Genomic DNA, 24,065 nt, shown 5'->3' on the forward strand with positions numbered 1-24,065 from the left:
CGGCGCCGAGCAGTGGCATAATTCAAACGTTCGTTTCATTCGAACGCAAAACATAAAAGATTCAGGAGACAGTTCATGGCCTTAAACCGCTTCACCACCTGGTGGCTGCCCGCGGCCGCCCACCGCTCGCCCGCCCTCCTCGTCCGCGCCCGCACCGTGGTCAGCGTCGCCCTGCTCGCCGGGCTGGTGGCGCCGCTGTTCGCGGTGTCCTACTTCCGCATCGGCCATCCGGCGATGGGCATCGGCATCCTGATCGGCAGCGCCGGCATCCTGCTCGGCCCGGTGCTGCTGAAAGCCACCGGCAGCCTGCGGCTGGCCGCCGAATTCGTCGCCGCATCGATGTTCGGCATGGTGGTGTGGATGGTCTATGTGAACGGCGGCATCCTGTCGACCAGCATCGTCTGGTTCGCCAGCGTGCCGCTCGCCGCCACCTTCATCAGCGGCGGCGTCTCCGGCGGCTTCTGGTCGGCGGCGACGCTCGCCGCCTGCGCCGGCTTCCTGCTTGCCGAGAAGTGGGGCATCGCGCTGCCGCCGAGCCCGATCCCGGCGGCCGAGCACGCCGGGCTGCAGGCCAAGTCGCTGGCCGGGCTGACCGTCGTCGTCACCGCACTGGCGCTGGCCTTCGAGCGTGGCAAGAACCACGGCTTCGTGCGCCTCGAGGAGGCCCGCCAGGAAGCCGAAACCGCGTCGCGCGCGGTGGCCGACATGCTCAAGCAGGTGTCGGCGTCGATCGCCGCCACCGCCAGCGAGAGCACCGGCATCACGCAGAGCGCGGCATTGATCGCCGACACCATGCAGCGCCAGCGCGACCGCGCGACGGCGATGGCCGACAGCGCACGCGACATGATCGACGAGGCCGAGCGCTACGCCGCCGAGTCGCTGCATGCCGCCGACGTCGCCAAGGCAGCCGGCGCGCAGGCGGCAAGCGGTGGCACGGTGATGGACCAGGCGGTGGCCCGCCTCGACGAAGCCGACGGCGTCATCCAGAACGCCGCCGGCCGCCTCGCGGAGCTGGGCAAGCGCAGCGCCGAGGTGACCTCGATTGTGCAGCTGATCCGCGAGATCGCCGACCAGACCAACCTGCTCGCGCTCAATGCGGCTATCGAGGCGGCGCGCGCCGGCGAGCAGGGTCGCGGCTTCGCGGTCGTCGCCGACGAGGTCAGGAAGCTCGCCGAGCGCACGCAGAACTCGACCCAGGACATCGAGGCCAAGATCCGCCTGATCGTCGAAGGCACCGGCGCCGCCATCGAGGCGATGAGCGAGGGCAGCACGCACATGCAGGCCGGCCGCGCCGGTGCCGGCGAGGCGCAGCAGCGGATGAGCGGCATCATCGACGAGGCGCACCGGCTGGCCGGCCTGCTGCAGTCGGTGTCCAGCGCCGGACAGGCGCAACGCGCCGGTTTCGCCGCGCTGGCGAGCGACATGACCGAGCTGGGCGACAGCACGCGCAGCCTGTCCGCCGAGACCGACACCATCGCCGGCGCCATCCGCCGCCTCGACGCACTGATGATCAACCTCGGACAGGCGGCGCAACGCTGCGAAAGCGCCGCCTGAGGAAATACCCCGAGCTCGGTGCCCGGCACCTCGCAAAGCGCAGGGGCCAATGGCTCAAGTCGCCCTGGGGCACGCGTGGGCAGTGGTGAGGACGGACCCCGGATTCTCGGCAGCCGCCGTGCTAGAGTGAATCCATCCCCTTCACCGCGCCACCGCGATGGGCCACAAACCGAAACCACCGGCACCGCCGAAGCCGGCGAAACAGCCGCCGCCGCAAGACCTCAATCCGCGCCCGTCGGAAGACCAGCGCTGGCAGCGCACGGTGCGCTTCAACTGGGACAAGGGCGGCAGCCAGGGCGGGCGGCGATGAGCGGCGCCGTCCGCGTCGACGTCGTGTCCGACGTCGTCTGCCCGTGGTGCTTCATCGGCCGGCGCCACCTGCAGGCCGCCGTCGCCGAGTTCGCGCAGCCGGTCGCGGTGCGCTGGCTGCCGTTCTTTCTCAACCCGGACACGCCGCCCGCTGGCGAGCCCTACCGCCCCTTCCTCGAACGCAAGTTCGGCGGCGCCGATGCGCTGGAGAAAATCTGGGCGCGCGTGCGCGATGCCGGCCGCCAGGCCGGCATCGACTTCGCGTTCGAGAAGATCGCGCTGCGCGCCAACACGCTCGCCGCGCACCGCCTGATCCACCGCGTGCAGACGCGGGGAGGAAACGCCGATGCGCTGGTCGAGCGCATCTTCGCCGCCGGCTTCTGCGAGGGCCGCTTCGTCGGCGACCCGGCGGTGCTGGCCGATCTCGCCGCCGACTGTGGCGAGGATCGCGACGACACGCTCGCCTGGCTGCGCGGCGACGACGAGGCCGCCGCCGTGCAGGCCCAGGCCGCGCAACTCCGCCGGCTCGGCATCGACGGCGTCCCCTGCTTCATCTTCGACGGCCGGCTGGCCGTCTCCGGCGCGCAGCCGCCGGCGGTACTGCTCGACGCGCTGCGCCGGTCGGCCGTTCAGGCCTGAAAAAACTCCTCGAGCCGTTCGAAGACCGCATGGTCGGCGCCGTGGCGGCGCACCGCGAGCACGTCCTCGAGCTTCTCGACCTGCTTGATCATCTGCGGCAGACGGGTGTCCTCGTTGACCAGCAGCCAGATGCGGCTCTTCTCGCCGCTGCCGACCGGCATCACGAGGATGCCCTCTACGTTGTAGGCGCGGCGCGAGAAGAGGCCGACGACGTGGCTCATGACGCCGGCGTGGTTATTCACGTCCAGTTCGAGCACGGCGCGCGCCAGCGCATTGCGTTCGTTCGGGGAAATCGCGTTCATCGTTCAGCCTCCGATCATGTCTTTGTTGGCAGCGCCCGGGGGCACCATCGGATACACCTTCTCGTTACGGTCGATGCTGGCATGGATCAGGCACGGTCCCGGCGCATTCAGCGCCTCGGCCAGCGCGACGCGCGGGTGCGCCGCCTGGTCGAGGTCGACGGCGCGGATGCCGAAGCCTTCGGCGACCTTGATGAAGTCCGGCACCGCCTGGAACTTCGAGGCGTAGATGCGCTCGCCGTAGAACAGCGTCTGCTGCTGGTACACGAGGCCCAGCGAGGCGTTGTTCATGAGCACGATCTTGACGTTGGCGCCCTCCTCGGCCGCCGTCACCAGTTCCTGGATGTTCATCAGGATCGAGCCGTCGCCGGTGAAGCAGACGACGGTGCGCTGCGGTTCGGCGAGCGCGGCGCCGATCGCCGCCGGCACGCCGAAGCCCATCGTGCCGAGGCCGCCCGAGGTCAGCCACTGGCGCGGACGGCGCAGCGGGTAGGCCTGCGCCACCCACATCTGGTGCTGGCCGACGTCGGTGGCCACCGCCGCCTCGTCGTCGAGCGCGGCGGCGACCGCCGAGATCAGGCCGTAGTGCGTGCGCGGATCGTCGATGCCCGGCGTCTGCAGCGGATGCGCCGCCTTCAGGCCGGCCACATGCGACAGCCAGCGCTTCCTGAGCGTCGGTTGCACCTTCGGCAGCAGCGCCTGCAGCACCTCGCCGACGTCGCCGGTGATGCCGACGTGCGCGGTCTTGATCTTGTCGAGTTCGGACGGGTCGATGTCGATGTGGATGATCTTCGCCCCCGGGCAGAAGGCGGCGACCTTGCCGGTGGCGCGGTCGTCGAAGCGGGCACCGATGGCGACCAGCAGGTCGCATTCGTCGAGCGCGAGGTTCGTGCAGCGCGCGCCGTGCATGCCGAGCATGCCCAGCGACAGCGGATGGTCAACCGGCATCGCGCCGAGCGCCATCAGCGTCATCACCGTCGGCAGCGAGGCCTTCTCGGCGAGCGCGACGGCCAGCGGCGCGGCGCCGGAATGGACGACGCCGCCGCCGAGGTAGAGGATCGGCCGCTCGGCCTGCGCGATCATCTCGACCGCCTTCAGGATCGCCGCCGCGTCGGCGGCCGGCGCCGGCAGCGCGCGGCCGGGCGCCGGCCAGTCGCGCACTTCGATGCGCTGGCTCTGCACGTCCTTCGGGATATCGACCAGCACCGGGCCGGGACGGCCGGAGGCGGCGATGGTGAAGGCGCGCGGGATGACCTCGAGCAGCTCCTCGGCCGACGAGACGAGGAAGTTGTGCTTGGTGATCGGGATGGTCAGGCCGTAGGTATCGACTTCCTGGAAGGCGTCGGTGCCGATCATCGCCTGCGGCACCTGGCCGGTGATCGCGACCAGCGGGATCGAGTCGAGCTTGGCGTCGGCGATCGCGGTAAGCAGGTTGGTCGCGCCAGGGCCCGACGAGGCGAGGCAGACCGCCGGCTTGCCGGTGGCGCGCGCCATGCCCTGCGCCATGAAACCGGCGCCCTGCTCGTGGCGGGCGAGCACGTGGTGGATCTGGCCGCTTTCCGACAGCGCGTCGTAGAACGGCAGGATGGCACCGCCGGGAATGCCGGCGACGGTGGTGATGCCTTGCCGTTCGAGCAGGCGGACGACGATCTGCGCGCCGCTCAGGGTCTCCGCGCGCGGCGGTGTGGCAGGCTGGGCGGCGGCTTCTGCGGCCGCGTTCGGGGCTGCGGTCGGGGTCGATGACATCTGGCGCTCCTTTCGGTGGTTGCCTTCCGGGTTCGCCGAGGAGGGCCAGAAACGAAAACCCCCGCTCGGTTGGCACCGGCGGGGGTTTCTGGAAACTGGTCTGTGCTGCCTGCTGCTATACCCGCGACGGTGCGTGCGTTACGACGCCTACGACTACGCGTACTACCGGTACCGAAACGGCGAGCGCTGCCACGGTGGCGGCAGTGCGGGCGATGTCGGGGCGGCGGTTCATGGCGTCGGTCGTCGGTGGCGGGTTTTCGGAAAACGAGCGTCGATTATGGCGGCAGGCGCGGGCGTCATGCAAGCACTTTTTTGCCGGCGCCGCCTCCGCCCGCCGGCGGGACGAAAAAAGGCCGGGACAGAGCCCGGCCGGTACGCTGGCAGACAGCCGGATCAGGCCGCCTTCGCCTCGTCCTTCAGCGCGCGGCGCAGGATCTTGCCGACGTTGGTCTTCGGCAGCTCGTCGCGGAACTCGACGTGGTGCGGCACCTTGTAGCCGGTGAGGTGCTCGCGGCAGTGGGCGATCAGCGCCTCGGCGGTGAGGGCGGGATCCTTCCTGACGACGAAGATCTTCACCGCCTCGCCGGAACGCTCGTCGGGCACGCCGACCGCAGCCACCTCGACGACGCCCGGATGCATCGCGACGACGTCCTCGACCTCGTTCGGATAGACGTTGAAGCCGGACACCAGGATCATGTCCTTCTTGCGGTCGACGATGCGCAGGAAGCCGTTGTCGTCCATCACCGCGACGTCGCCGGTGCGCAGGAAGCCATCGTCCATGATCACCTTGGCCGTTTCCTCGGGGCGGTTGTAGTAGCCCTTCATCACCTGCGGGCCGCGCACGCACAGCTCGCCCGGCTGGCCGTGCGGCACGTCGAGGCCGTTGTCGTCGCGGATGGCGACCTCGGTCGAGGAGATCGGCAGGCCGATCGAGCCGTTGTATTCCTTCAGCGTCATCGGGTTGATGGTCACCGCCGGCGAGGTCTCGGTCAGGCCGTAGGCTTCGAGCAGGGGTTTGCCGGTGACCTGCTTCCACTTCTCGGCGACCGCCTTCTGCACCGCCATGCCACCGCCCAGCGTCACCTTCAGGTTGGAGAAATCGAGCGCGCAAAAGGCCTCGTTGCGCAAGAGCGCGTTGAACAGCGTGTTCACGCCGGTGATCACGGTGAACTTGTGCTTGGCGAGTTCCTTGGCGAAGCCGGGGATGTCGCGCGGGTTGGCGATCAGCACGTTCCTGGCGCCGATCTGGAAGAAGGTGAAGCAGTTCGCGGTCAGCGCGAAGATATGGTAGAGCGGCAGCGCGGTGATGATGCACTCCTCGCCTTCCTTGATCGCCGGCTTGATCCACGCATAGGCCTGCAGCACGTTGCCGACGATGTTGCGGTGGACCAGCATGGCCCCCTTGGAAACGCCGGTGGTACCGCCGGTGTATTGCAGGAAGGCGACGTCGTCGTGGCCGATCTCGACCTTCTGCAGCCCGGCGCCGGCGCCCTTGGCCAGCACCGATTTCAGCGACACCGCGCGCGGCAGGCGGTAGGCCGGCACCAGCTTCTTCACGTGCTTGACGACGAAATTGACGATGGCGCCCTTGAGGCCGCCAAGCATGTCGCCCATCCTGGTCAGCACGACGTGCTTGACCGGCGTCCGCTCGAGCACCTCGGCCAGCGTCGCCGCGAAGTTATCCATGATGACGATCACGTCGGCGCCGGAATCCTTGAGCTGGTGCTCCAGCTCGCGCGGCGTGTACAGCGGGTTGCAGTTGACCACCACGTAGCCGGCGCGCAGCGCACCGAACATGCATACCGGATACTGCAGCGTGTTCGGCATCATCAGCGCGACGCGCGCGCCCTTGGGCAGCTTCAGCACCGACTGCAGCCAGGCGGCGAAGTCGCGCGACAGACGGTCGACGTCGCCGTAGGTCAGCTCGACGCCCATGCTGATGTAGGCGACCTTGTCGCGATACTTGGCGACGCCCTGCTCGAAGAGGTCGGCGACCGACTTGTAGGTGTTGATGTCGATCTCGGCGGGAATGCCGTCCGGATAGCTCTTCAGCCAAATCTTTTCCATCTGTCCTCCAGGTGTTTTTCAGGTTTGTTCGAATTTATGATGGGCCGCCCGGCAGGGCGGCCCCGGGGTCCTGTTCCCCGCAATCAGCCTTGGGCCTGCTCGCCCTCCGGCCAGTTGCGGATGTAGTTCTTCAGCATCTTGTTCTCGAAGCTCTGCTCTTCGAGCACGGCCTTGGCGACGTCGAGGAAGGAGATCACGCCCTGCAGCACGCCGCCGTCCATCACCGGCAGGTAGCGGGAATGCTTGTCGATCATCAGCCGGCGCAGCTCGTCGACCGGCATCGACGGCGGCACGGTGACCGGATCGCGGACCATCACGTCGCCGACGGTGATGCCCTCCAGCCGCCCCTTCTCGCGATTGACCGCCTGCAGCACCTCGCGGAAGGTGAGCATGCCGACCATGGCGCCGCCGTCCATGACCACCAGCGAGCCGACGTCGTGGTCCGCCATCGCGCTGATCGCCTCGGCCAGCAGCTCGTTCGGCGTCGCCGTGAACAGCGTCGCCCCCTTGAGGCGAAGAATTTCCCGCACTTGCATTTTGTAATCCCCTGTTACCGGTGTTATTCGAACGGCGTCTCAAACGACCGTTTGCCCTGCGATCCTATCCCAAGTCACTGCTTTGCGGAAGGACTTGCCGCGCCGTCCCGTCAATTGATTTCGAGCAGCGTCGCGTCGGCGAAGATCAGCGCGCCGCGCACCGGCTTGCCGGCGAAGATCGCCGCCAGCGCGCGGCAGTAGGCGGCAACCTGCGCGCGGTAGTCGTCGAGACGTGGCGTGTCCGGCCCGGAGCTCTTGTAGTCGAGCACCCAGAAGGCCTCGTCGTCCTCGACCAGGCGGTCGATGCGGCCGACCGTGCCGTCCTCGCCGGCGATCTCCATCTCGTTCCAGGCGCGCCGGTAGCAGGCGGGGTCGAAGAAGCGGCGCAGCGCCGGCGCCGCCAGCAGGCGTTCGGCGACGACGCCGGCGCGCCTCGCCTCGACGTCGGCGTAGCCGAGCGCGCGCCACCAGCCCTCGTCGGCGCGCGCCTCGGTACGCCGCTCGAGGATCGCGTGCACCAGGATGCCGAAGCGCGCCGCCGCATCCGGCGCCTCGCGCCGTTCGCCGACGGCCGGCAGCGCCGGCGACGGCGCCGGTGCGGCCGCCGGGCCGACGGCCAGCGCCGGCAGCACCGCCGCCGACGCCAGTTCGTCGCCGTACGCCGACTCTGCGCCGAGCCGCGCCAGCGCCGCCTGCAGCCGGTCGTAGGCGCTCGCCGCGTCGCCCTTGCGCGCGTTGGCGACGCCGCTGGCGATGAATATCTGCTTGGCGCGGGTGATCGCCACGTAGAGCAGGTTCAGCTCCTCGCGCGCGGCGGCCGCGGCCTCGGCCTCGAACAGCGCCTGGCGCGAGGCGCCGCGCTCCTCGCGGCGGCCGACGAAGGAGAAATGCGTCGGCCGCGGCGCCTCCGGCGGCCACGCGACGAGCACCTCCCAAGCCTTGTCCGACGGCGGCGGCGCGTTCGCGTCGAGCAGCCAGACCAGCGGCGCCTCCAGCCCCTTGGCGCCGTGGATGGTCATGATGCGCACGCGGCCGTCGGCGGCGACCGCCTCGTCGGCGGCGAGCTCGCCCTCGTCCGGCGCATCGTCGCCGGCGGCGCGGACGAGCGCGCGCAGCTCGTCGATGAAGCGCGGCAGGCTCGGGTAGCGGCCGCCGTCGAGGTCGAGCGCGAGCAGCAGCAGCGCCTCCAGGTTGGCCAGCGCCGCCCCGCGCCGCGCCTCGGGCACGGCCAGGCGGTAGCGCGCGAGCACCTCGCCCTCGGCGTAGATGCGGTCGAGCAGATCGTGCGCCGGCAACCGCGCGGCGGCCGGCAGCCAGGCCTCGATCAGGCGCGCCGCGCGGCGCAGCGCGGCGCTGCCGCCGCCCTCGCCGGCGAGGGCGACGAGCCGCGCGCGCCAGCCGGCCTCGGCGCGCGCCGCGAGCCGCAGCAGGTCGTCGTCGCTGCAGGCGAACAGCGGCGACTTCAGCGCGTGCGCGAGCTGCAGGTCGGCCGCCGGCGTCACCAGGAATTCGAGCAGCGCGACCAGGTCACGCACTTCCAGCGCGTCGAGCAGGCCGCCGCGCGACGCCGCGGCGAAGGGGATGCCGGCGGCGGCGAGCGCCTTCTCGACCGGCTTGATGCGGGCGCGCGTGCGCACCAGCAGCAGCACGTCGCCCGGGCGCAGCGACCGCTCGGCCGCCCCGTCGCGCACCAGCGTGCGGCCGAGCATGCCAGCGAGGCGCTCGGCAAGCTGGCCGGCCTCGCGCTCGCGGCGGCGGTCGGCGGCGTCGGCCGCCGGCTCGCGCAGCGGGTCGCGTAGCGCCGCCGGCGTCGCCGCCGCGCCGGCGGCGTCGCCGGCCGGCACGTCCTCGTCCGTGCACAAGGGCAGCAGTTCGACGCGCCCGGGCAGGCCGGCGGCCAGCGAATGCTGCGGCCGGAACGGCCGGAAGCCGGGCTCGGCGCCGAACAGCGCGTTGACCACGTCGACGATCGCCGGCGCGTTGCGCCGCGTCGCGTCCTGCGTCAGGCGCGCGGCGGCGAAGTGCGCGGCGAGGAACTCGGTGGCGCAGGCGAACAGGCGCGGCTCGGCGCGGCGGAAGCGGTAGATCGACTGCTTCGGGTCGCCGACCAGGAACACCGACGGCCGCGCGGCATCGCTGTAGGCCGCCAGCCAGGCCTGCAGGATCTGCCATTGCAGCGGGTTGGTGTCCTGGAACTCGTCGAGCAGCACGTGCCGGTAGCGCGCGTCGAGCCGGGCCTGGACGAAGGCGGCGCTGGCCTCGTCGTTGAGCATCCCCAGCACGCGCCATTCGGCGTCGACGAAGTCGATCTGCCGGCGCTCGGCCTTGAAGGCGTCGAGGTGCGCGAGGAAGGCGTTGTGCACGGTCAGCGCGTCGCGGTTGAAGGCAAGGTTTTTCTCCTCCTGCTGCTGCGCGAGACAGTCGAGCAGGCGCGCGCCGAGCGCCGCGTGCAGGTCGAGGAAGCGCGCCGCAGCGTCGGCGCCGAAGCGCTTGTCGAGCGTCTTCGACGGCTTGCGCGAACGCAGCGTGCCGGTGCCGGTGAGGAGGACGCCGGCGACGGCGGCGAAGCGCTCGTCCAACGCCTGTTCGCCCGCCAGCGCCGCCGCCAGTTGCGCGCCGAGGCGACGATCGCTGTCCAGTTCGCTCATTTCGAGGAAGCCGAGGTAGGCGTGGAATTCCGCATCCCAGCCCGGCGCGAAGAAAGCGGCCAGCGCCGCGCCATCGCCGGCGACGCCGAACAGTTCGCCCAGCCCGCCGACCACCGCCGCCACCGGCTCGGCCTCGCCGCCGACATGCGCCAGCCACTCGGCGCGGCGCGCCATGCCGCGCGCCAGCAGCGTGCGCGTGCTGGCCAGGCCGACCGTGGCGAGCAGGCGGACGAAGGCCTGCGCCGCGGCACCCGCCGGGTCGCGCTGCAGGCGGCGGGCAAAGCTCTGCCAGAGCTCCTCGAAGCGCCGCTCGCCGTCGTCGGCCAGCGTCGTTCCGGCGAGGTTGGCCGACAGCGGCGCCACCGCGACCAGCTGCAGGAACCAGCCGTGGAAGGTGTTCACCGCGAGCCCCGGCGGCGCGCCGGTGACCCGCTCGTAGAGGCCGCGCGCGCGGCGCAGCGTCGCCGCGTCGTCGCCGGCGCCGCGTTCGGCGAGGAAGCGCCGGGCCTCGTCGTCGGCCGCGGTGGCGAGCAGGCGCAGCCAGTCGACGACGCGTTCCTCGATCTCGGCGGCGGCCTTGCGCGTGAAGGTGATCGCCAGGATCTCGGCCGGCTGCGCGCCGGCGAGCAGCAGGCGGACGATGCGCGACGCCAGCAGCCAGGTCTTGCCGCTGCCGGCGCAGGCCTCGACGACGGCGCTGCGCGCCGGGTCGAGCGCGGCGGAGAAATCCGGCGCCGGCTCAGGCGTCGACGACATGGTCCCTCCGGCACAATCCGCGCGCCTCGCACCAGGCGCAGACGCGGTCGACGCCATGCGCCGGCAAGGCGGCGCCGGCACGCATCGAGCCGATCGCCGCGACCAGCCGCGCGCCCTGCGCCGCGGCTGCGGCGGCGAGGTCGCCGGCGCAGCGGACGACGTCGATGCGCTCGTCGTCGAGGGCGACGTAGGCGGCCTCGGCCGCACCGTCGTGCAGCAGCGCGTAGGCCGGCAGCTGCAGGTCGTCGGCTAGCCCCTTCCTCAGGTCGACGAGCTTCTTCGCCTTGTAGTCGAGCAGGCCGGCGCCGTCCGGGCCGCCGTCGATGCGGTCGATGCGCCCGTAGAGCTCGACCGCGGTGCCGTCGGCGAGCGGCAGCGACTTCGCCGCGCGCACTTCGGCGGCCTGCCAGCGCCAGCCGGCGGCCTCGCGTTCGCGCTGCCAAGCCAGATAGGCCGGCAGCCGCTGCTGCCAGCGCAGCCGCCAGCCGAGCGCCAGCCAGTTGTCGGCCTCGGCGGCGGCGAAGACGTCCTCGACGGCAGCGGCAAGCGCCGCCAGCGCGGCTGCGTCGTCGACTTCGGCGAGGCTGGGATGCGCCTGGTGGAAACGCTCCAGCGAGCGGTGCACGAGCTGGCCGTAGTCGCTCTTCTCCAGCTCCTCGGCGACCTCGTCGAGCTCGTTCAGGTGCAGCACGTGGCGGGCGAAGAACTGGTAGGGGCAGGCCACCAGCGAGGCCAGCCCGCTGACCGAAACGCGCGCCGGCACCTGCGCCGCCGGCACCGTCGGCCGCGCCCGCCGCGGCAGCGCCGGCGCCGTCGCCGGATCGACTGGCGCCGCTGCCGCCGGCGGCAGCGGCGGCCGCCTGAGGTCATCGTCCCAGGCCAGCCGGTGCAGCGTGGACAGCAAGTCGAACTCCGGCGCCAGCAGCCGGGCCTCGCCGGCTTCCTCGCGCCGCCAGGTGACGACGACGCGCGGCACCGTCGCCAGCAGCAATTCGAGGTCGCGACGCAGCGCGCGCTCGGCGTCCTCGCGCGTCGGCAGGCCGAGGTCGCGGCGCACCGCCTGGTTGAAGAAGCTCCCGCCGGCCGCCGCCGACAGCTGCTCGGCGTCGGCACCGAGCACCAGCGCCGCCTCGAAGCGGCGCAGGCGGACGTCGTGGCGCGGCAGCATGACGACCGGGCTGGCGATGCCGCGGTCGCGGAAGGCGCCGGCCTCGAACTCGCGGTCGAGCCAGTCGCGCCAGGCGGCGAAGGCGAACGCCGCCTCGCTGCCGGCAAGCTCGGCCTGGCGCTGCGCGAGCAGTTCGAGCAGTTCGCCGCCGGCAGCGTCGGCGGCGAGCGCGGCATCGGCGCCGACCGCCTGCAGCGCGCGCGTCAGCCGGTCGAGCCAGCGTGGCAGCGGCACCGGCTTGCCGCCGAGGATGCGCAGCGCGACCTCGAGCCGGTCGAGCAGGGCCGCGGCGAGGGTGCGCGCCGCGCCGGCCTGCGCATCGTCGTCGCGGCAATCGGCCAGCGCGCCGCGGAAGGCGGCGATCCCGCCGCGCGCGCCGGCGGCGCGGATCGCCCGCTCCAGCAGCAGCACCGCCGCCGCGCGCGCAGGGCCGGGGACATCGGCGAACAGGTGCGGCGACTTGCAGAGGTCGAGCAGGTCGAGGTGGTAGGCGCCACCGGCAGCGGTTTCCAGCAGCGCGTCGATGGTCGCGGCGGCGCGCGTGGTGGACAGTTTCCAGCCGGTCTCGTCGGCCGCCAGCACGCCGCGCCGCTCGAGCAACGCACGCAGCCGGCGCGCACTCAGCCGGTCCTCGGCGACCAGCGCGATGCGCCGCAAGCCCGCGCCGAGCCAGGCGCAGACCTGCGCCGCGGCAGCTTCCGCCTCCTGCTCGCGGCCGCCGACGGCGACCAGTTGCAGCCGCGCCGCCAGCGGCGAGGCGGGCTGCGCCCCGGCCAGCCGCAACGCGCGTTCGCGCAGCGGCGGCGCCTCGGCGGCGGCCTCCGGCCACGCGGCGGCGAGCACCGCGGCGAGCGGCGTCGCCGCCGCGTCGCGCGTCGCCGGTGCGCACAGCACGACCGGCTGCCGTGCCGCGTAGCGGTCGACGAATTCCAGTTCCGCCGGCGTCAGCCGCTCCGCCGGCGGACCGTCGAGCAGCAGGAACAGCGGCCGCGCCGCCGCCTCGGCCAGCCGCGCGAGGCGCAGGCGATAGACCGACGGGGCATCGGGGCGGCCGCTGGCGGCGAGCGCGCGCCACATCTCATGCACCACCCGCGCCTCGAAATTGAGCGGCGCCGAGGCGCGCAGCGCGTAGGCCCGCTCCAGCTGCGCGCACAGTGCCGCCTCGTCGTCGGGCAGGCGCACGGCGGCCGCCGACAGCTCGTCGGACAGCGCCGCCAGCTCGCCGGCGATGCCCCACAGCGCGCTGTCGTCGAACCAGCCGCGGGCAGCCAGCGCCGCGTGCAGCAGCACCAGCCGCTCGCTCTCCGGCAGCGGCGACGGGATGTCCGGCAGCGGCGCGCCGTTCGCCCAGCGGCGCAGCGTGTCGAACTGCGGCAGCAGCAGCGCCCGGCCGGCGGCGCGCGCCAGCGCCGCGCGCAGCTCGGCGGCGAGCGGCAGCGAGGAAACGAGGACGAGGTGGCGGGAAAGGTCGGGCAGGTCGCCGGCGCCGGCCTGCAGCAGCAGGCCGGCGGCGTGGTCGAGACAGGCCTCGTCCGGCGGCAGGGCGTGCGCCGAGACGGTCATCGGGACATCAGCGCAGCAGGTCCTTCAGCTTGTCGGGAACGCCGTTCTGGTCGTCGGCGTCGGGCAGCGCCGGCTTGCGCTCGGTGAGGGCCGGCCAGGTCTTGGCCAGTTCGGCGTTGAGCGCGATGAAGGCCTTTTGTGTGTCGGGCACGTCATCCTCGGCGAAGATCGCCTCGGCCGGGCATTCCGGCACGCACAGCGTGCAGTCGATGCACTCCGCAGGGTCGATCACCAGCATGTTCGGCCCTTCGCGGAAACAATCGACCGGACAGACATCGACGCAGTCGGTGTATTTGCACTTGATGCAGTTTTCGGTGACGACGTAGGTCATAAGGGCACTCTCCGGCTGGGACGCCAACTATAGCGCATCCACCGCCGGCGCCGCGAGCCAGCGGCCCGGCGCCGGCGTCGCCGACACCCGGCAGGATCAGGCGCTGCGGGCGCGCAGGCGGGCCGCGACCGACTCCAGGCGCGCCTTCTCGGCGAGCACCTTGCCGGCGTAGCGCTGCTCGGCGTCGTCGGCGGCGCCGGCGAACTGCTGCAGGCCCGGGATCAGGCCGCCGTTGCGCTGGATCGACTCCTTGAGCACGCGCGCGCCGACCCGGACATTCACCACCGGATCGAAGAAGGACAGCTCGTCGGCGCCCTTCGGCAGCTTGTCCTGATGGAAGCGCGGCATGACCTGCATCAGGCCCTGCGCGCCGACGACGCTTTCCGAGAACGGGTTGAAGCGGGACTCGACCGCGATCACCGCGACGATCAGCAGCGGATCGAGGCGCAGGTCGCGGCCGGCGATCTCGGCGGCGCCGAAGATCGGCTCGAGCGCATCCATCGACACGCGGTAGCGGCGAGCCACCGACTCCAGCGCCGCCCGCATGCGCGGCGTCAGCGGGTCGGCGGCCGGCGCCTCGGACACCGGCACGGCCTCCGGCGCCGCTGCCGGCAGCGCGGCGGCGGCCGTTTCCTGCGGCAGCAGCACGCGCAGATGCTCGAGCGCGCGGCTGTCGCCGCGATAGAGACCGAGCAGGGCGACGATGAAAAAGACGCCGGCGGCCATCAGGATGACTTGGAAAACGCCGGCGACCACGGTCGTGGCACGCAGCATCGAGGGCTTCAGATCGATCGTTGCAGACATGCTTTTCTCCTTCACTGTGTCGTCGCACGAGCACTTCCGTGCGGCTAACGGTTATGGGGTGGCGCAGCAGGGGGGTTGAAGAGAACGGCGGGGATGCCGGGATGCCCTTGGGGCGGGCAATCCGGCACGATCGAAGGCGCCGGATAGGTGTGCTGCGCCGCAGCAACAAACGCATTCTATTGATTTTACTGGCTATTGTCAATCCGACCGCAGCCCATACCAGTAGCATCACCGCATCGCAGCATCGGCGCGGGTTGGCCGGATATGCGCTCCGGCCGGCAGCGGCGGCCGCCGCCGTTGACGCGACCGACGGTGCCCGCGGTCGGCGCCGCCTTGCTTCCCATGCCGGAGGTTTTTCGCTACGATGCCGCTGTCGGACAAATTCCTTCCCGGAACTTCCACTCCGTTCAAAACTTTCCCCAAGCATTCAACGAGGCTTTTTCGATGAGCGAGCATATCCACTACGTCACCGACGACAACTTCGCGACCGAGGTGCTGCAGTCGCCGCAGCCGGTGCTGGTCGACTACTGGGCCGAATGGTGCGGCCCGTGCAAGATGATCGCGCCGATCCTCGACGAAGTGGCCAAGGAATACGCCGGCAAGCTGAAGGTGGCCAAGCTCAACATCGATGACAACCAGAAGACGCCGGCGCAGTACGGCATCCGCGGCATCCCGACGCTGATGCTGTTCAAGGGCGGCAACATCGAGGCGACCAAGGTCGGCGCGCTGTCCAAGGGTCAGCTCACCGCCTTCATTGACAGCAACCTCTAATCCCGCTAGTCTCCCCCCTGAAAGCCCCGCACGGCGCGGGAAAAGAAGAAAACGCCCCGCCCGCCCCGGGCTTTCAGGTGCAGTTTCCGTAGTCGCAACTCCAATCCCTACCGTTCCGATCCTTCCCGGCAGCCGTTCGCGCTGCGCCATCGCCACACATCCATCCGCCCTATGCGCCTTTCCGAACTCAAGAACTATCACGTCAGCCAGCTGCTCGAAATGGCCACGGCCAACGGCATCGAGAACGCCAACCGCCTGCGCAAGCAGGAACTGATCTTCGCGCTGCTGAAGAACCAGGCGAAGAAGGGCGAGAGCATCTTCGGCGACGGCACGCTGGAAGTCCTGCCGGACGGTTTCGGCTTCCTGCGCTCGCCGGACATCTCGTACCTCGCCGGCACCGACGACATCTACGTCAGCCCGTCGCAGATCCGTCGCTTCAACCTGCATACCGGCGACACCATCGAAGGCGAGATCCGCACGCCGAAGGATGGCGAGCGCTACTTCGCGCTGGTCAAGGTCGACCGCATCAACTACGCGCCGCCGGAAGCGACCAAGAACAAGATCCTGTTCGAGAACCTGACGCCGCTGCATCCGACGCGCCATCTGCAGCTCGAGCGCGACATGCGCGGCGAGGAGAACAAGACCAGCCGCATCATCGACATGATCGCCCCGATCGGCGCCGGCCAGCGCGGCCTCTTGGTGGCCCCGCCGAAGTCGGGCAAGACGGTGATGCTGCAGCATATCGCCCACGCCATCTCGGAGAATCACCCGGAAGCCGTGCTCATCGTGCTGCTGATCGACGAACGCCCCGAGGAAGTGACGGAAATGTCGCGCACCGTGAAGGGCGAGGTGGTCGCCTCGACCTTCGACGAGCCGGCGACCCGTCACGTCCAGGTCGCCGAGATGGTGATCGAGAAGGCCAAGCGCATGGTCGAGATGAAGAAGGATGTGGTCATCCTGCTCGACTCGATCACCCGTCTGGCGCGCGCCTACAACACCGTGCAGCCGGCCTCCGGCAAGGTACTCACCGGCGGCGTCGACGCCAACGCGCTGCAGAAGCCGAAGCGTTTCTTCGGCGCCGCGCGCAACATCGAGGAAGGCGGCTCGCTGACGATCATCGCCACCGCGCTGATCGACACCGGCAGCCGCATGGACGACGTGATCTACGAGGAATTCAAGGGCACCGGCAACATGGAGATCCACCTCGACCGGCGCATGGCCGAGAAGCGGATCTACCCGGCGATCAACGTCAACCGCTCCGGCACGCGCCGCGAGGAACTGCTGCTCAAGCCCGACGTGCTGCAGAAGATGTGGATCCTCAGGAAGCTGCTGTACAACATGGACGATCTGGAAGCGATGGATTTCCTGCTCGACAAGGTCAAGGCGACGAAGAACAACAACGAGTTCTTCGACGCGATGCGCGGCGGTCGCTAGGGCTGGACTTTCCTCGAATATTCGAGGATAATCGCGCGTTTTGCTGGGGCCGGTCACATCCGCCGGCCGATAGAACCGAAAGGAAACCCCATGAAAACCGGTACCCATCCCGATTACGAAGAGATCCAGGTGACTTGTTCCTGCGGCAACGTCTTCAAGACCAAGTCGACCATGAAGAAGCCGCTGCACATCGAAGTGTGCTCGGCCTGCCACCCGTTCTACACCGGCAAGCAGAAGATCGTCGACACCGCCGGCCGCGTCGAGAAGTTCAACCAGAAGTTCGGCAACCTGCGCAAGTCCGCCTGATCGCGACCTGCGCCGGCAGAAAGGCAGCCACCGGCTGCCTTTTTCATTTGCCCTGAACGATGATCGAACCGATCAAGAGCGGATTTCCCCTGCCGCCCCGGGGCTGGCCCCTGGTGGCGCTGCTCGCGGTTTTCATCCTCGCCGGGCTGATCGGGCACGATCCCTGGAAGAGCGACGACGCGATCACCATCGGCGTCGTCGCCGACATGCTGCAGCGCGGCCACTGGCTGGCGCCCTATCTCGCCGACCGCCCCTATCCGGACGTACCGCTCTATTACTGGACGGCGGCGCTGACCGGCGCCCTCTTCTCCTGGCTGCTGCCGCTGCACGACGCGATCCGCCTGGCCAGCGGCTTCTGGGTCGCGCTGACGCTGTTCCTGCTCTACCGCGCCGGCCGCGAGTGGCATCACGACGAACCGGCGCCGCACGAGTTCGCCATCGCCAGCGTGCTGGCGATGGCCGGCTGCCTCGGCTTCCTCGTCCATGCGCACGAGGCGCAGCCGATGCTGGTCGCGCTGGCCGGCCATGCCGCCGCCTACTGGGCGCTGGCGCTGATTCCGCGCAAGCCGCAACGCGCAGCGATCATCTTTGGCCTGGCACTCGGCCTCGGCTTCCTCGGCAACGGCTTCGCGCCGATGCTGGCGCTACTGCCGGTGGCGCTCGCCGCCTTCTGGCTGGCACCGGACCGGGCCACCGCCAGCAAGGCCCTGCTCGGCGGCGCCTGCCTCGGCGCCGCGATCGCGACGCCGTGGCCGATCATCCTCGCCGCGCTGCAGCCGGGCTATTTCGCGCAATGGCTGCACGGCGAACTGGCGCAGATCGGCAAGCCGGCGAGCATGGCCGCCACCGCCGGCAACTACCTGGCGATGCTGCCCTGGTTCGCCTGGCCGGCGCTGCCGCTGGCGCTGTGGACGCTGCGCTCGAAGCGCCGCCTGCTGCACGCGCCCTGCTACCGGCTGCCGCTGCTGGCGACCGCCGCGGTCTGGCTGACGCTGTCGGTCACCTTCGAGGCACGCAGCAGTTCGGCATTGCTGCTGCTGCCGCCGCTGGCACTGCTTGCCGCCCCCGGCGTCGCGACGCTGCGCCGCGGCGCGGCGAATGCCTTCGACTGGTTCGGCGTGATGACCTTCAGCTTCTTCTGCGTCCTCGCCTGGATCGGCTGGAGCGCGATGGTCGCCGGCTGGCCGGAGCGCCTCGCCGAGCGCGTCGTCAAACTGGCCCCCGGCTTCGTCGGCGAATTCCGTTGGCTGCCGTTCGCACTCGCCGTCGTCGTTACGCTGGCCTGGGGCTGGATGCTGACCACCGGCCAGCGCCAGCGTTCCCCCTGGCGCGGACTGGTGCACTGGCTGGGCGGGCTGACCGCGCTGTGGCTGCTGCTGATGACGCTGTGGCTGCCGTGGATCGAGTACGGCAAGAGCTACCGCTCGATCGGCACCGCGCTCAAGGCCGCGCTGCCGGCGAAGTACGGCTGCGTCATCGGGCGCAACATGTCGGATGCGAACCGGGCGCTGCTCGACTATTTCGCGGGCGTTCCGCTGCGCGCGGAAAAGGCGACCGCCAGCGGCCGCTGCAACTGGATGCTGGTGCTGCGGGATGCCAGCCAGGGCCGCAATCTCGAGATCGCCGGCTGGGAGGTGGCGGCGGAAATGCGCCGGCCGAGCGAGCGCAGCGAGCGCTTCGTCCTCTACCGGCGCGGCAGCTGATCAGCTGCCGGCGCCGCCCTCGCCGATCTGCGACTGCAGGTAGTTCTTCAGGCCGACCATGCCGATCAGTCCGAGCTGCTGCTCGAGCCAGTGGGCGTGGTCCTCCTCGGTGTCGTCGAGCATCTTCTCCAGCCCTTCGCGCGTGACGTAGTCGCCGAGCGCCTCGCAGCGCGCGATGACGGCCTTCAGGTCGGCGACGACCTGATGCTCGACGGCGAGATCGTTCTTCAGCATCTCCGGCACGTCGCGGCCGATCTTCAGCGGCGACGCCGGCGTCATCTGCGGCGTGCCTTCGAGGAACAGGATGCGGCGGATCAGCCAGTCGGCATGCTCGGTCTCGTCGTGCATCTCGTGCCAGATGCGCTCGAACAGCCGCCGGTAGCCCCAGTTTTCGTACATCCGGGCGTGGATGAAATACTGGTCGCGGGCGGCGAGCTCGCCGGCGAGCAGCCGGTTCAGCTCGGCGATGATTTCCTTGTGGCCCTTCATCTTCGCTCCTTATAGCTTGAGGAAGTTGTCGCGGTAGTAGCGCAGCTCGGCGATCGACTCGCGGATGTCGGCCATCGCCGTGTGGTCGGCCTTCTTCACGAAACCCTTGGCGACTTCCGGCTTCCAGCGCCGGCACAGTTCCTTCAGCGTCGACACGTCAAGGTTGCGGTAGTGGAAATACGCCTCCAGCGTCGGCATGTGGCGCGCCATGAAGCGGCGGTCCTGGCAGATCGAATTGCCGCACATCGGCGACACGCGCTGGCCGACCCACTCGGCCATGAAGGCCTGCGCCTCGGCGGCGACCGCCGCTTCATCCTTTGTAGACGCCCGCACGCGCTCGATCAAGCCGGAGCGGCCGTGCGTCGCCTTGTTCCAGTCGTCCATCGCGTCGAGCACCACATCGGGCTGGTGCACGACCCACACCGGCGATTCGGCCAGCGTTTCCAGGTTGGCGTCGGTGACGATCATCGCCAGTTCGATGATGCGGTCGCGATCGGGGTCGAGACCGGTCATTTCCATGTCCAGCCAGACCAGGTTGTTTGCGTCTTGTGCCATATAATCCGTTTGAACTCGTAAAGACGACATTCTGTCACAACGGCATGGCCGACACGCTCACCAATCTCTTCCTCGCCGCCCTCGCGCTTTCCGTCACCGTCCGCATCTGGCTCGCCCGCCGGCACATCGGGCACATCCGCGCGCACCGCGCGGCGGTGCCCGCCGGCTTCGCCGGCCGGATACCGCTCGCCGCCCACCAGAAGGCTGCCGACTACGCGGTCGCGCGCACCCGCTTCGGTTTCGCCGGGCTCGCCGTCGACACCGCGCTGCTGCTCGCCTTCACGCTCGGCGGCGGGCTCGCCGCGCTGAGCGCCTTCTGGTCGGCGCACGCAGACGGCATCTGGCACGGGCTGGCGCTGATCCTGTCGGTGATGGCGATTTCCGGCGCCGCCGACATCCCGCTCGCCGCCTGGCGGCAGTTCGTGATCGAGGAACGCTTCGGCTTCAACCGCATGACGCCGGCGCTGTTCGTCAGCGACCTGGTGAAGGGAGCGCTGCTCGGCGCCGCCATCGGCACACCGCTGGTGCTCGCCGTGCTCTGGCTGATGGCGGCAATGGGCGAGCGCTGGTGGCTCTACGTCTGGGCCGTCTGGTGCGCGTTCAACCTGGCGATCCTGTTCGTCTATCCGGCCTGGATCGCGCCGCTGTTCAACAAGTTCACACCGCTCGCCGAAGGCGACACCAAGGCCCGCATCGAAGCCCTGCTCGCGCGCTGCGGCTTCCGCTCGGGCGGGCTCTTCGTGATGGACGGTTCGAAGCGCTCGGCGCACGGCAACGCCTACTTCACCGGCTTCGGCAAGACCAAGCGCATCGTCTTCTTCGACACGCTGCTGGAGCGCCTGCAGCCAGCCGAGATCGAGGCGGTGCTGGCGCACGAGCTGGGCCATTTCCGCCATCGCCACGTGCAGCAGCGGATCGCGCTGATGTTCGCCGTCTCGCTCGCCTTCCTGGCGCTGCTCGGGCAGCTGATCGACGCGCCCTGGTTCTTCGCCGGCCTCGGCGTCGAGTCCGCGGCGGCGCACGGGCAGGCGATGGCGCTGGTGCTCTTCGCGCTGGCGGTGCCGGTGTTCGCCTTCCCGCTGACGCCGCTGGGCAGCCTGCTGTCGCGGCGCAACGAGTTCGAGGCGGACCGCTACGCCGCGGCGCATGCGAGCAGCGACGACCTGGTGCGCGCACTGGTCAAGCTCTACGAAGACAACGCGGCGACGCTGACGCCGGACCCGCTGCATTCGCTGTTCTACGACTCGCACCCGCCCGCGGCGATCCGCATCGCCCGCCTGCAGCAGGCCGCCACGCAATGAGCCGCGGCCTGGTCGTCGCCGCCCACGGCCGCCAGTACGTGGTCGAATGCGCCGACGGCGCGACCCGGCTGTGCTTCCCGCGCGGCAAGAAGAGCGAGCTGGCCTGCGGCGACCGCGTCGAGATCGCCGCCACCGGTGACGGCCAGGGGGTCGTCGAGAAGATCGCCGAGCGCACGAGCCTGCTCTACCGCTCCAACGAATTCCGGCAGAAGCTGATCGCCGCGAACGTGACGCAGATCGTCGTCGTCGTCGCCACCGAGCCCTCGTTCTCCGACGAGCTGGTGACGCGCTGCCTGGTCGCTGCCGCCAGCCAGGACATCCGGCCGCTGATCGTGCTCAACAAGTGCGACCTCGAGGAGCGCCTGCCGGCCGCACGCGAAGCCCTGGCGATCTACCGCCGCCTGGGCTACCCGATCGTCGAGCTGTCCGCGCGCGAATGCGGCAAGGCCTTGCTGCCGTGGTTGCACGGCCATACCAGCGTCCTCGTCGGCCAGTCGGGAATGGGCAAGTCGACGCTGCTGAACGCGCTGGTTCCCGGCGCCAATGCGGCAACGCGGGAGATTTCGGCGGCGCTCGATTCGGGCAAGCACACCACCACGCATGCCCGCCTCTACCACCTGGACGAGTCCTCTGACCTGATCGACTCGCCGGGGCTGCAGGAATTCGGCCTGCACCACCTCGACCTCGGTACGCTGGAGGCGGCGTTTCCCGAATTCCAGCCGCTGCTCGGGCACTGCCGCTTCCGCGATTGCCGCCACGACCGCGAGCCGGACTGCGCGCTGCGCGCCGCGCTCGAACGCGGCGAGATCGAACCCCGCCGCTTCGCCTGCTACCGCACGCTGCACGCCGAAGTCGCCTAGGGTAACGGCCAATGAAAAGCCCCCGGCCGGCGCAACAGTCCGGGCGGGGGCAATCGGTGACGGCGAGCGCCGCTCAGTCGGCCTGCGGCTGCTCGGCCATCTTCTTCTTGAAGAAGCGGGCGTAGTAGACCGACATGCCGATCGTGAACACGATCACGAACAGGCTGAACAGACCGATATCGCTACCAAACAGCAATTCCCAAGCCATGATGTAACCTCCCGTACTAGTTGGAAACCGAAACTGCCGCCTTCAGGCTCGCCGCGGCCTGGCCGTCGGCGTTCCAGTCGCCGGCGATGCGCCAGCTGCGCCCCTCGTCCTCCAGCAGCACATGCCAGCGCCCCTTCAGCGGGACCGTCAGACGGCCGATGTAGAAGCCTGCCGCGTCCTTCTTCAGCACCACGCTCTGGTCGGCGCCGGCGCGGGTCGGATGAACCACCTTCAGCAGCAGCGTTTCCGGCAACGCGGCCCCGTCGTTCGCCGCCAGGAAAAGGCGTAGGTCGAGGCCGTTGCTGCCGGCGATCAGTTCAGCCGCCAGGCCGCGCCCGGCCGCCGCCTGGTCGCGCGCCTGGCGCTGGTTCACCGCCAGCCCCTGCTTGTAGTAGTCGTCCTCGACCAGGCCGTCGTTGCTGCGCACCGCCAGCCAGGCGGTGACGAAGCCGGCGACGACGACGATCGCCGGTCCGGCCATCAGGATCCACGGCCAGGGTTCGCGGTACCAGGGCTTGCTGTCTTTGCTGAGCGTGTTCATGGCAGGAGGAAGGTGGCTTTCTCGCTGACGGCGATCTTTTCGTGGTTCTGCGCAGCGACTTCGAAACGGATCGGGTTGGAACCCTTCTTGCCGGCATCGGCTTCGACGCGGACGGCGACGCTGACCGACTTCAGGCTGGCGGCGGGCACCTCGACGAGGCGCTCGCCGGCGATGTCGATGCCTTCGAGGCCGCTGACGCCGAGCACGAAACGGTGCGCCGTCTCGCCGGTGTTCATGATGTGCAGCGTATAGAGGTTCTCGATGCGGCCGTCGTCGGCTTCGCGGCTGAGCACGCCGCGGTCGCGGATGACGTCGACCTTGAGCGGCACGCGCGTCGCCATCGACCAGCCGGTGGCGATGCAGATCGCCGCCAGGATGCCGCCGTAGAGCAGCGTGCGCGGCCGCATCAGGTGGGCGAGGATGTCCTGCTTGGTGTAGTGCTTCTCGAGCGCGGCCTCGGTCGAATAGCGGATCAGGCCACGCGGGTAGCCGACCTTGTCCATCACCTGGTCGCAGACGTCGATGCACGCGGCGCAGGCGATGCATTCCATCTGCAGGCCGTCGCGGATGTCGATGCCGGTCGGACAGACCTGCACGCACTGGCCGCAGTCGATGCAGTCGCCGAGCCCCATCGCTTTGTAGTCGGTGCCCTTCTTGCGCGGCGCGCGCGGCTCGCCGCGCTCCGGATCGTAGGAGATGATCAGTGTGTCCGGATCGAACATCACCCCCTGGAAGCGGGCGTACGGACACATGTACTTGCACACCTGCTCGCGCAGGAAGCCGGCCTGCATGTAGAGGAAGGCGGCGTAGAAGAGGATCCAGAACCACTCCCACGGCCCGAAGGACAGCGTCGTCGCGGCTGCGGTCAGCTCGCGGATCGGCGTGAAGTAGCCAACGAAGGTGAAGCCGGTCCACAGCGCGACCAGCAGCCACAGCGCATGCTTGACCGTTTTCAGCCGCCACCAGCGGGCGTCGCGCGGGCCCTTGTCGAGCTTCATCCGCGCCGGCCGCTCGCCCTCGATCCTGGCCTCGATCCACAGCAGGATTTCCGTGTAGACCGTCTGCGGGCAGACGTAGCCGCAGAACAGCCGGCCGCCGACGGCGGTGACGAGGAACAGCGCCAGGGCGCCGATGATCAGCGCGAAGGCCAGATAGAGCACGTCCTGCGGCCAGAGGACCAGGCCGAACAGGTAGAACTTGCGTTCGACGACGTGGAACAGCACCGCCTGGCGACCGTTCCACTCGAGCCAGCACATGCCGTAGAAGATGAGCTGGGTGAACCAGACCATGCCCCAGCGCCAGTTGGCAAAGAGGCCGGTCACGCTGCGCGGATAGACCTTCTTGTGCTTCTCGTAAAGGCTTTGCGTGTTGACGACGGCAACCTGGACGCCGGAGTCTTGCGGCTGATTCATGAGGGAATTCCTGATCTTCTTCAGAATTACACGAGTTACTAATATTCCGCGATGCGGATCATGCA

At 69.8% G+C, this 24,065-nt stretch carries 22 protein-coding genes; 9 read left to right on the plus strand and 13 right to left on the minus strand.

Translation table 11 applies throughout. The features are described 5' to 3' along the window. Nucleotides 1-75 precede the first annotated feature (75 nt). From IWH25_RS19125 to IWH25_RS16860, 3 genes are all read left to right on the plus strand, one after another. On the plus strand, nucleotides 76-1,554 hold the full coding sequence (locus tag IWH25_RS19125) for a methyl-accepting chemotaxis protein (protein ID WP_238998942.1): 1,479 nt from the start codon (nucleotides 76-78) through the stop codon (nucleotides 1,552-1,554). Between the two features lie 157 nt (nucleotides 1,555-1,711). Next, a complete protein-coding gene (locus tag IWH25_RS16855) occupies nucleotides 1,712-1,864 on the plus strand; it encodes a hypothetical protein (protein ID WP_203386916.1) in 153 nt (50 codons plus the stop codon). Then, nucleotides 1,861-2,502, plus strand: a complete 642-nt coding sequence (locus tag IWH25_RS16860; RefSeq protein ID WP_203386917.1) for a DsbA family oxidoreductase — start codon at nucleotides 1,861-1,863, stop codon at nucleotides 2,500-2,502. The genes IWH25_RS16855 and IWH25_RS16860 overlap by 4 nt, the downstream gene beginning before the upstream one ends. On the opposite strand, the gene ilvN is transcribed toward IWH25_RS16860, so the two are convergent. The 8 genes from ilvN to IWH25_RS16900 form a co-directional block, all read right to left on the minus strand. Beyond that, a complete protein-coding gene (gene ilvN / locus IWH25_RS16865) occupies nucleotides 2,493-2,804 on the minus strand; it encodes an acetolactate synthase small subunit (protein WP_203386918.1) in 312 nt (103 codons plus the stop codon). The genes IWH25_RS16860 and ilvN overlap by 10 nt on opposite strands. A gap of 3 nt (nucleotides 2,805-2,807) precedes the next feature. Then, entirely contained in the window at nucleotides 2,808-4,547 is a 1,740-nt protein-coding gene (gene ilvB, locus IWH25_RS16870) for an acetolactate synthase large subunit (RefSeq protein ID WP_203386919.1), read from the minus strand. A 393-nt stretch (nucleotides 4,548-4,940) separates the two neighbouring features. Further along, on the minus strand, nucleotides 4,941-6,614 hold the full coding sequence (fadD, locus tag IWH25_RS16875) for a long-chain-fatty-acid--CoA ligase FadD (RefSeq protein ID WP_203386920.1): 1,674 nt from the start codon (nucleotides 6,612-6,614) through the stop codon (nucleotides 4,941-4,943). 83 nt (nucleotides 6,615-6,697) lie between these two features. After that, nucleotides 6,698-7,150: a CBS domain-containing protein gene (locus IWH25_RS16880; RefSeq protein ID WP_203386921.1), complete on the minus strand. Its 453-nt coding sequence runs from the start codon at nucleotides 7,148-7,150 to the stop codon at nucleotides 6,698-6,700. Nucleotides 7,151-7,260: 110 nt separating this feature from the next. Next, nucleotides 7,261-10,554, minus strand: a complete 3,294-nt coding sequence (locus tag IWH25_RS16885) for a UvrD-helicase domain-containing protein (RefSeq protein ID WP_203386922.1) — start codon at nucleotides 10,552-10,554, stop codon at nucleotides 7,261-7,263. Continuing rightward, nucleotides 10,538-13,285, minus strand: coding sequence for a PD-(D/E)XK nuclease family protein (locus IWH25_RS16890; RefSeq protein WP_203386923.1), 2,748 nt, complete (start codon nucleotides 13,283-13,285; stop codon nucleotides 10,538-10,540). Before IWH25_RS16890 ends, IWH25_RS16885 begins: the two co-directional genes overlap by 17 nt. Nucleotides 13,286-13,292: 7 nt before the next feature. Next, on the minus strand, nucleotides 13,293-13,616 hold the full coding sequence (gene fdxA / locus IWH25_RS16895) for a ferredoxin FdxA (RefSeq protein WP_203386924.1): 324 nt from the start codon (nucleotides 13,614-13,616) through the stop codon (nucleotides 13,293-13,295). 96 nt (nucleotides 13,617-13,712) lie between these two features. Then, nucleotides 13,713-14,420, minus strand: coding sequence for a lytic transglycosylase domain-containing protein (locus tag IWH25_RS16900; protein ID WP_203386925.1), 708 nt, complete (start codon nucleotides 14,418-14,420; stop codon nucleotides 13,713-13,715). A gap of 444 nt (nucleotides 14,421-14,864) precedes the next feature. Between IWH25_RS16900 and trxA the strand changes: the two genes are divergently transcribed. The 4 genes from trxA to IWH25_RS16920 all read left to right on the plus strand — a co-directional run bounded on the left by trxA (nucleotide 14,865) and on the right by IWH25_RS16920 (nucleotide 18,634). Beyond that, a complete protein-coding gene (trxA, locus tag IWH25_RS16905) occupies nucleotides 14,865-15,191 on the plus strand; it encodes a thioredoxin TrxA (RefSeq protein ID WP_203386926.1) in 327 nt (108 codons plus the stop codon). Between the two features lie 171 nt (nucleotides 15,192-15,362). Further along, nucleotides 15,363-16,625: a transcription termination factor Rho gene (gene rho / locus IWH25_RS16910; protein WP_203386927.1), complete on the plus strand. Its 1,263-nt coding sequence runs from the start codon at nucleotides 15,363-15,365 to the stop codon at nucleotides 16,623-16,625. A 90-nt stretch (nucleotides 16,626-16,715) separates the two neighbouring features. Further along, nucleotides 16,716-16,931 (plus strand): 50S ribosomal protein L31, encoded by a 216-nt coding sequence (rpmE, locus tag IWH25_RS16915; RefSeq protein WP_203386928.1) that lies wholly within the window; start codon nucleotides 16,716-16,718, stop codon nucleotides 16,929-16,931. 59 nt (nucleotides 16,932-16,990) lie between these two features. Beyond that, nucleotides 16,991-18,634 (plus strand): ArnT family glycosyltransferase, encoded by a 1,644-nt coding sequence (locus IWH25_RS16920; RefSeq protein WP_203386929.1) that lies wholly within the window; start codon nucleotides 16,991-16,993, stop codon nucleotides 18,632-18,634. On the opposite strand, the gene bfr is transcribed toward IWH25_RS16920, so the two are convergent. Both bfr and orn read right to left on the minus strand, forming a co-directional pair. Continuing rightward, a complete protein-coding gene (bfr, locus tag IWH25_RS16925; protein ID WP_203386930.1) occupies nucleotides 18,635-19,123 on the minus strand; it encodes a bacterioferritin in 489 nt (162 codons plus the stop codon). A gap of 9 nt (nucleotides 19,124-19,132) precedes the next feature. Further along, nucleotides 19,133-19,678 carry an oligoribonuclease gene (orn, locus tag IWH25_RS16930; protein ID WP_203386931.1) on the minus strand — a complete coding sequence of 182 codons (546 nt, stop codon included), beginning with the start codon at nucleotides 19,676-19,678 and terminating at the stop codon, nucleotides 19,133-19,135. Nucleotides 19,679-19,722: 44 nt separating this feature from the next. On the opposite strand from orn, the gene IWH25_RS16935 reads away from it, so the two are divergent. Further along, nucleotides 19,723-20,979 (plus strand): M48 family metallopeptidase, encoded by a 1,257-nt coding sequence (locus IWH25_RS16935; protein WP_203386932.1) that lies wholly within the window; start codon nucleotides 19,723-19,725, stop codon nucleotides 20,977-20,979. Continuing rightward, nucleotides 20,976-21,839, plus strand: a complete 864-nt coding sequence (gene rsgA / locus IWH25_RS16940) for a ribosome small subunit-dependent GTPase A (RefSeq protein ID WP_203386933.1) — start codon at nucleotides 20,976-20,978, stop codon at nucleotides 21,837-21,839. The genes IWH25_RS16935 and rsgA overlap by 4 nt, the downstream gene beginning before the upstream one ends. A 73-nt stretch (nucleotides 21,840-21,912) precedes the next feature. Here the strand turns inward: rsgA and IWH25_RS16945 are convergent, their stop codons facing one another. The 3 genes from IWH25_RS16945 to ccoG are packed head-to-tail and all read right to left on the minus strand — an operon-like array spanning nucleotide 21,913 to nucleotide 24,000. Next, a complete protein-coding gene (locus IWH25_RS16945) occupies nucleotides 21,913-22,047 on the minus strand; it encodes a DUF3149 domain-containing protein (protein WP_203386934.1) in 135 nt (44 codons plus the stop codon). 16 nt (nucleotides 22,048-22,063) lie between these two features. Further along, entirely contained in the window at nucleotides 22,064-22,588 is a 525-nt protein-coding gene (locus IWH25_RS16950; protein ID WP_203386935.1) for a FixH family protein, read from the minus strand. Next, nucleotides 22,585-24,000, minus strand: coding sequence for a cytochrome c oxidase accessory protein CcoG (ccoG, locus tag IWH25_RS16955; protein WP_203386936.1), 1,416 nt, complete (start codon nucleotides 23,998-24,000; stop codon nucleotides 22,585-22,587). The genes IWH25_RS16950 and ccoG overlap by 4 nt, the downstream gene beginning before the upstream one ends. Nucleotides 24,001-24,065: the final 65 nt, after the last annotated feature.

It is taken from the genome of Azospira restricta, from assembly GCF_016858125.1.
Taxonomy (GTDB): Bacteria; Pseudomonadota; Gammaproteobacteria; order Burkholderiales; family Rhodocyclaceae; genus Proximibacter; species Proximibacter restrictus.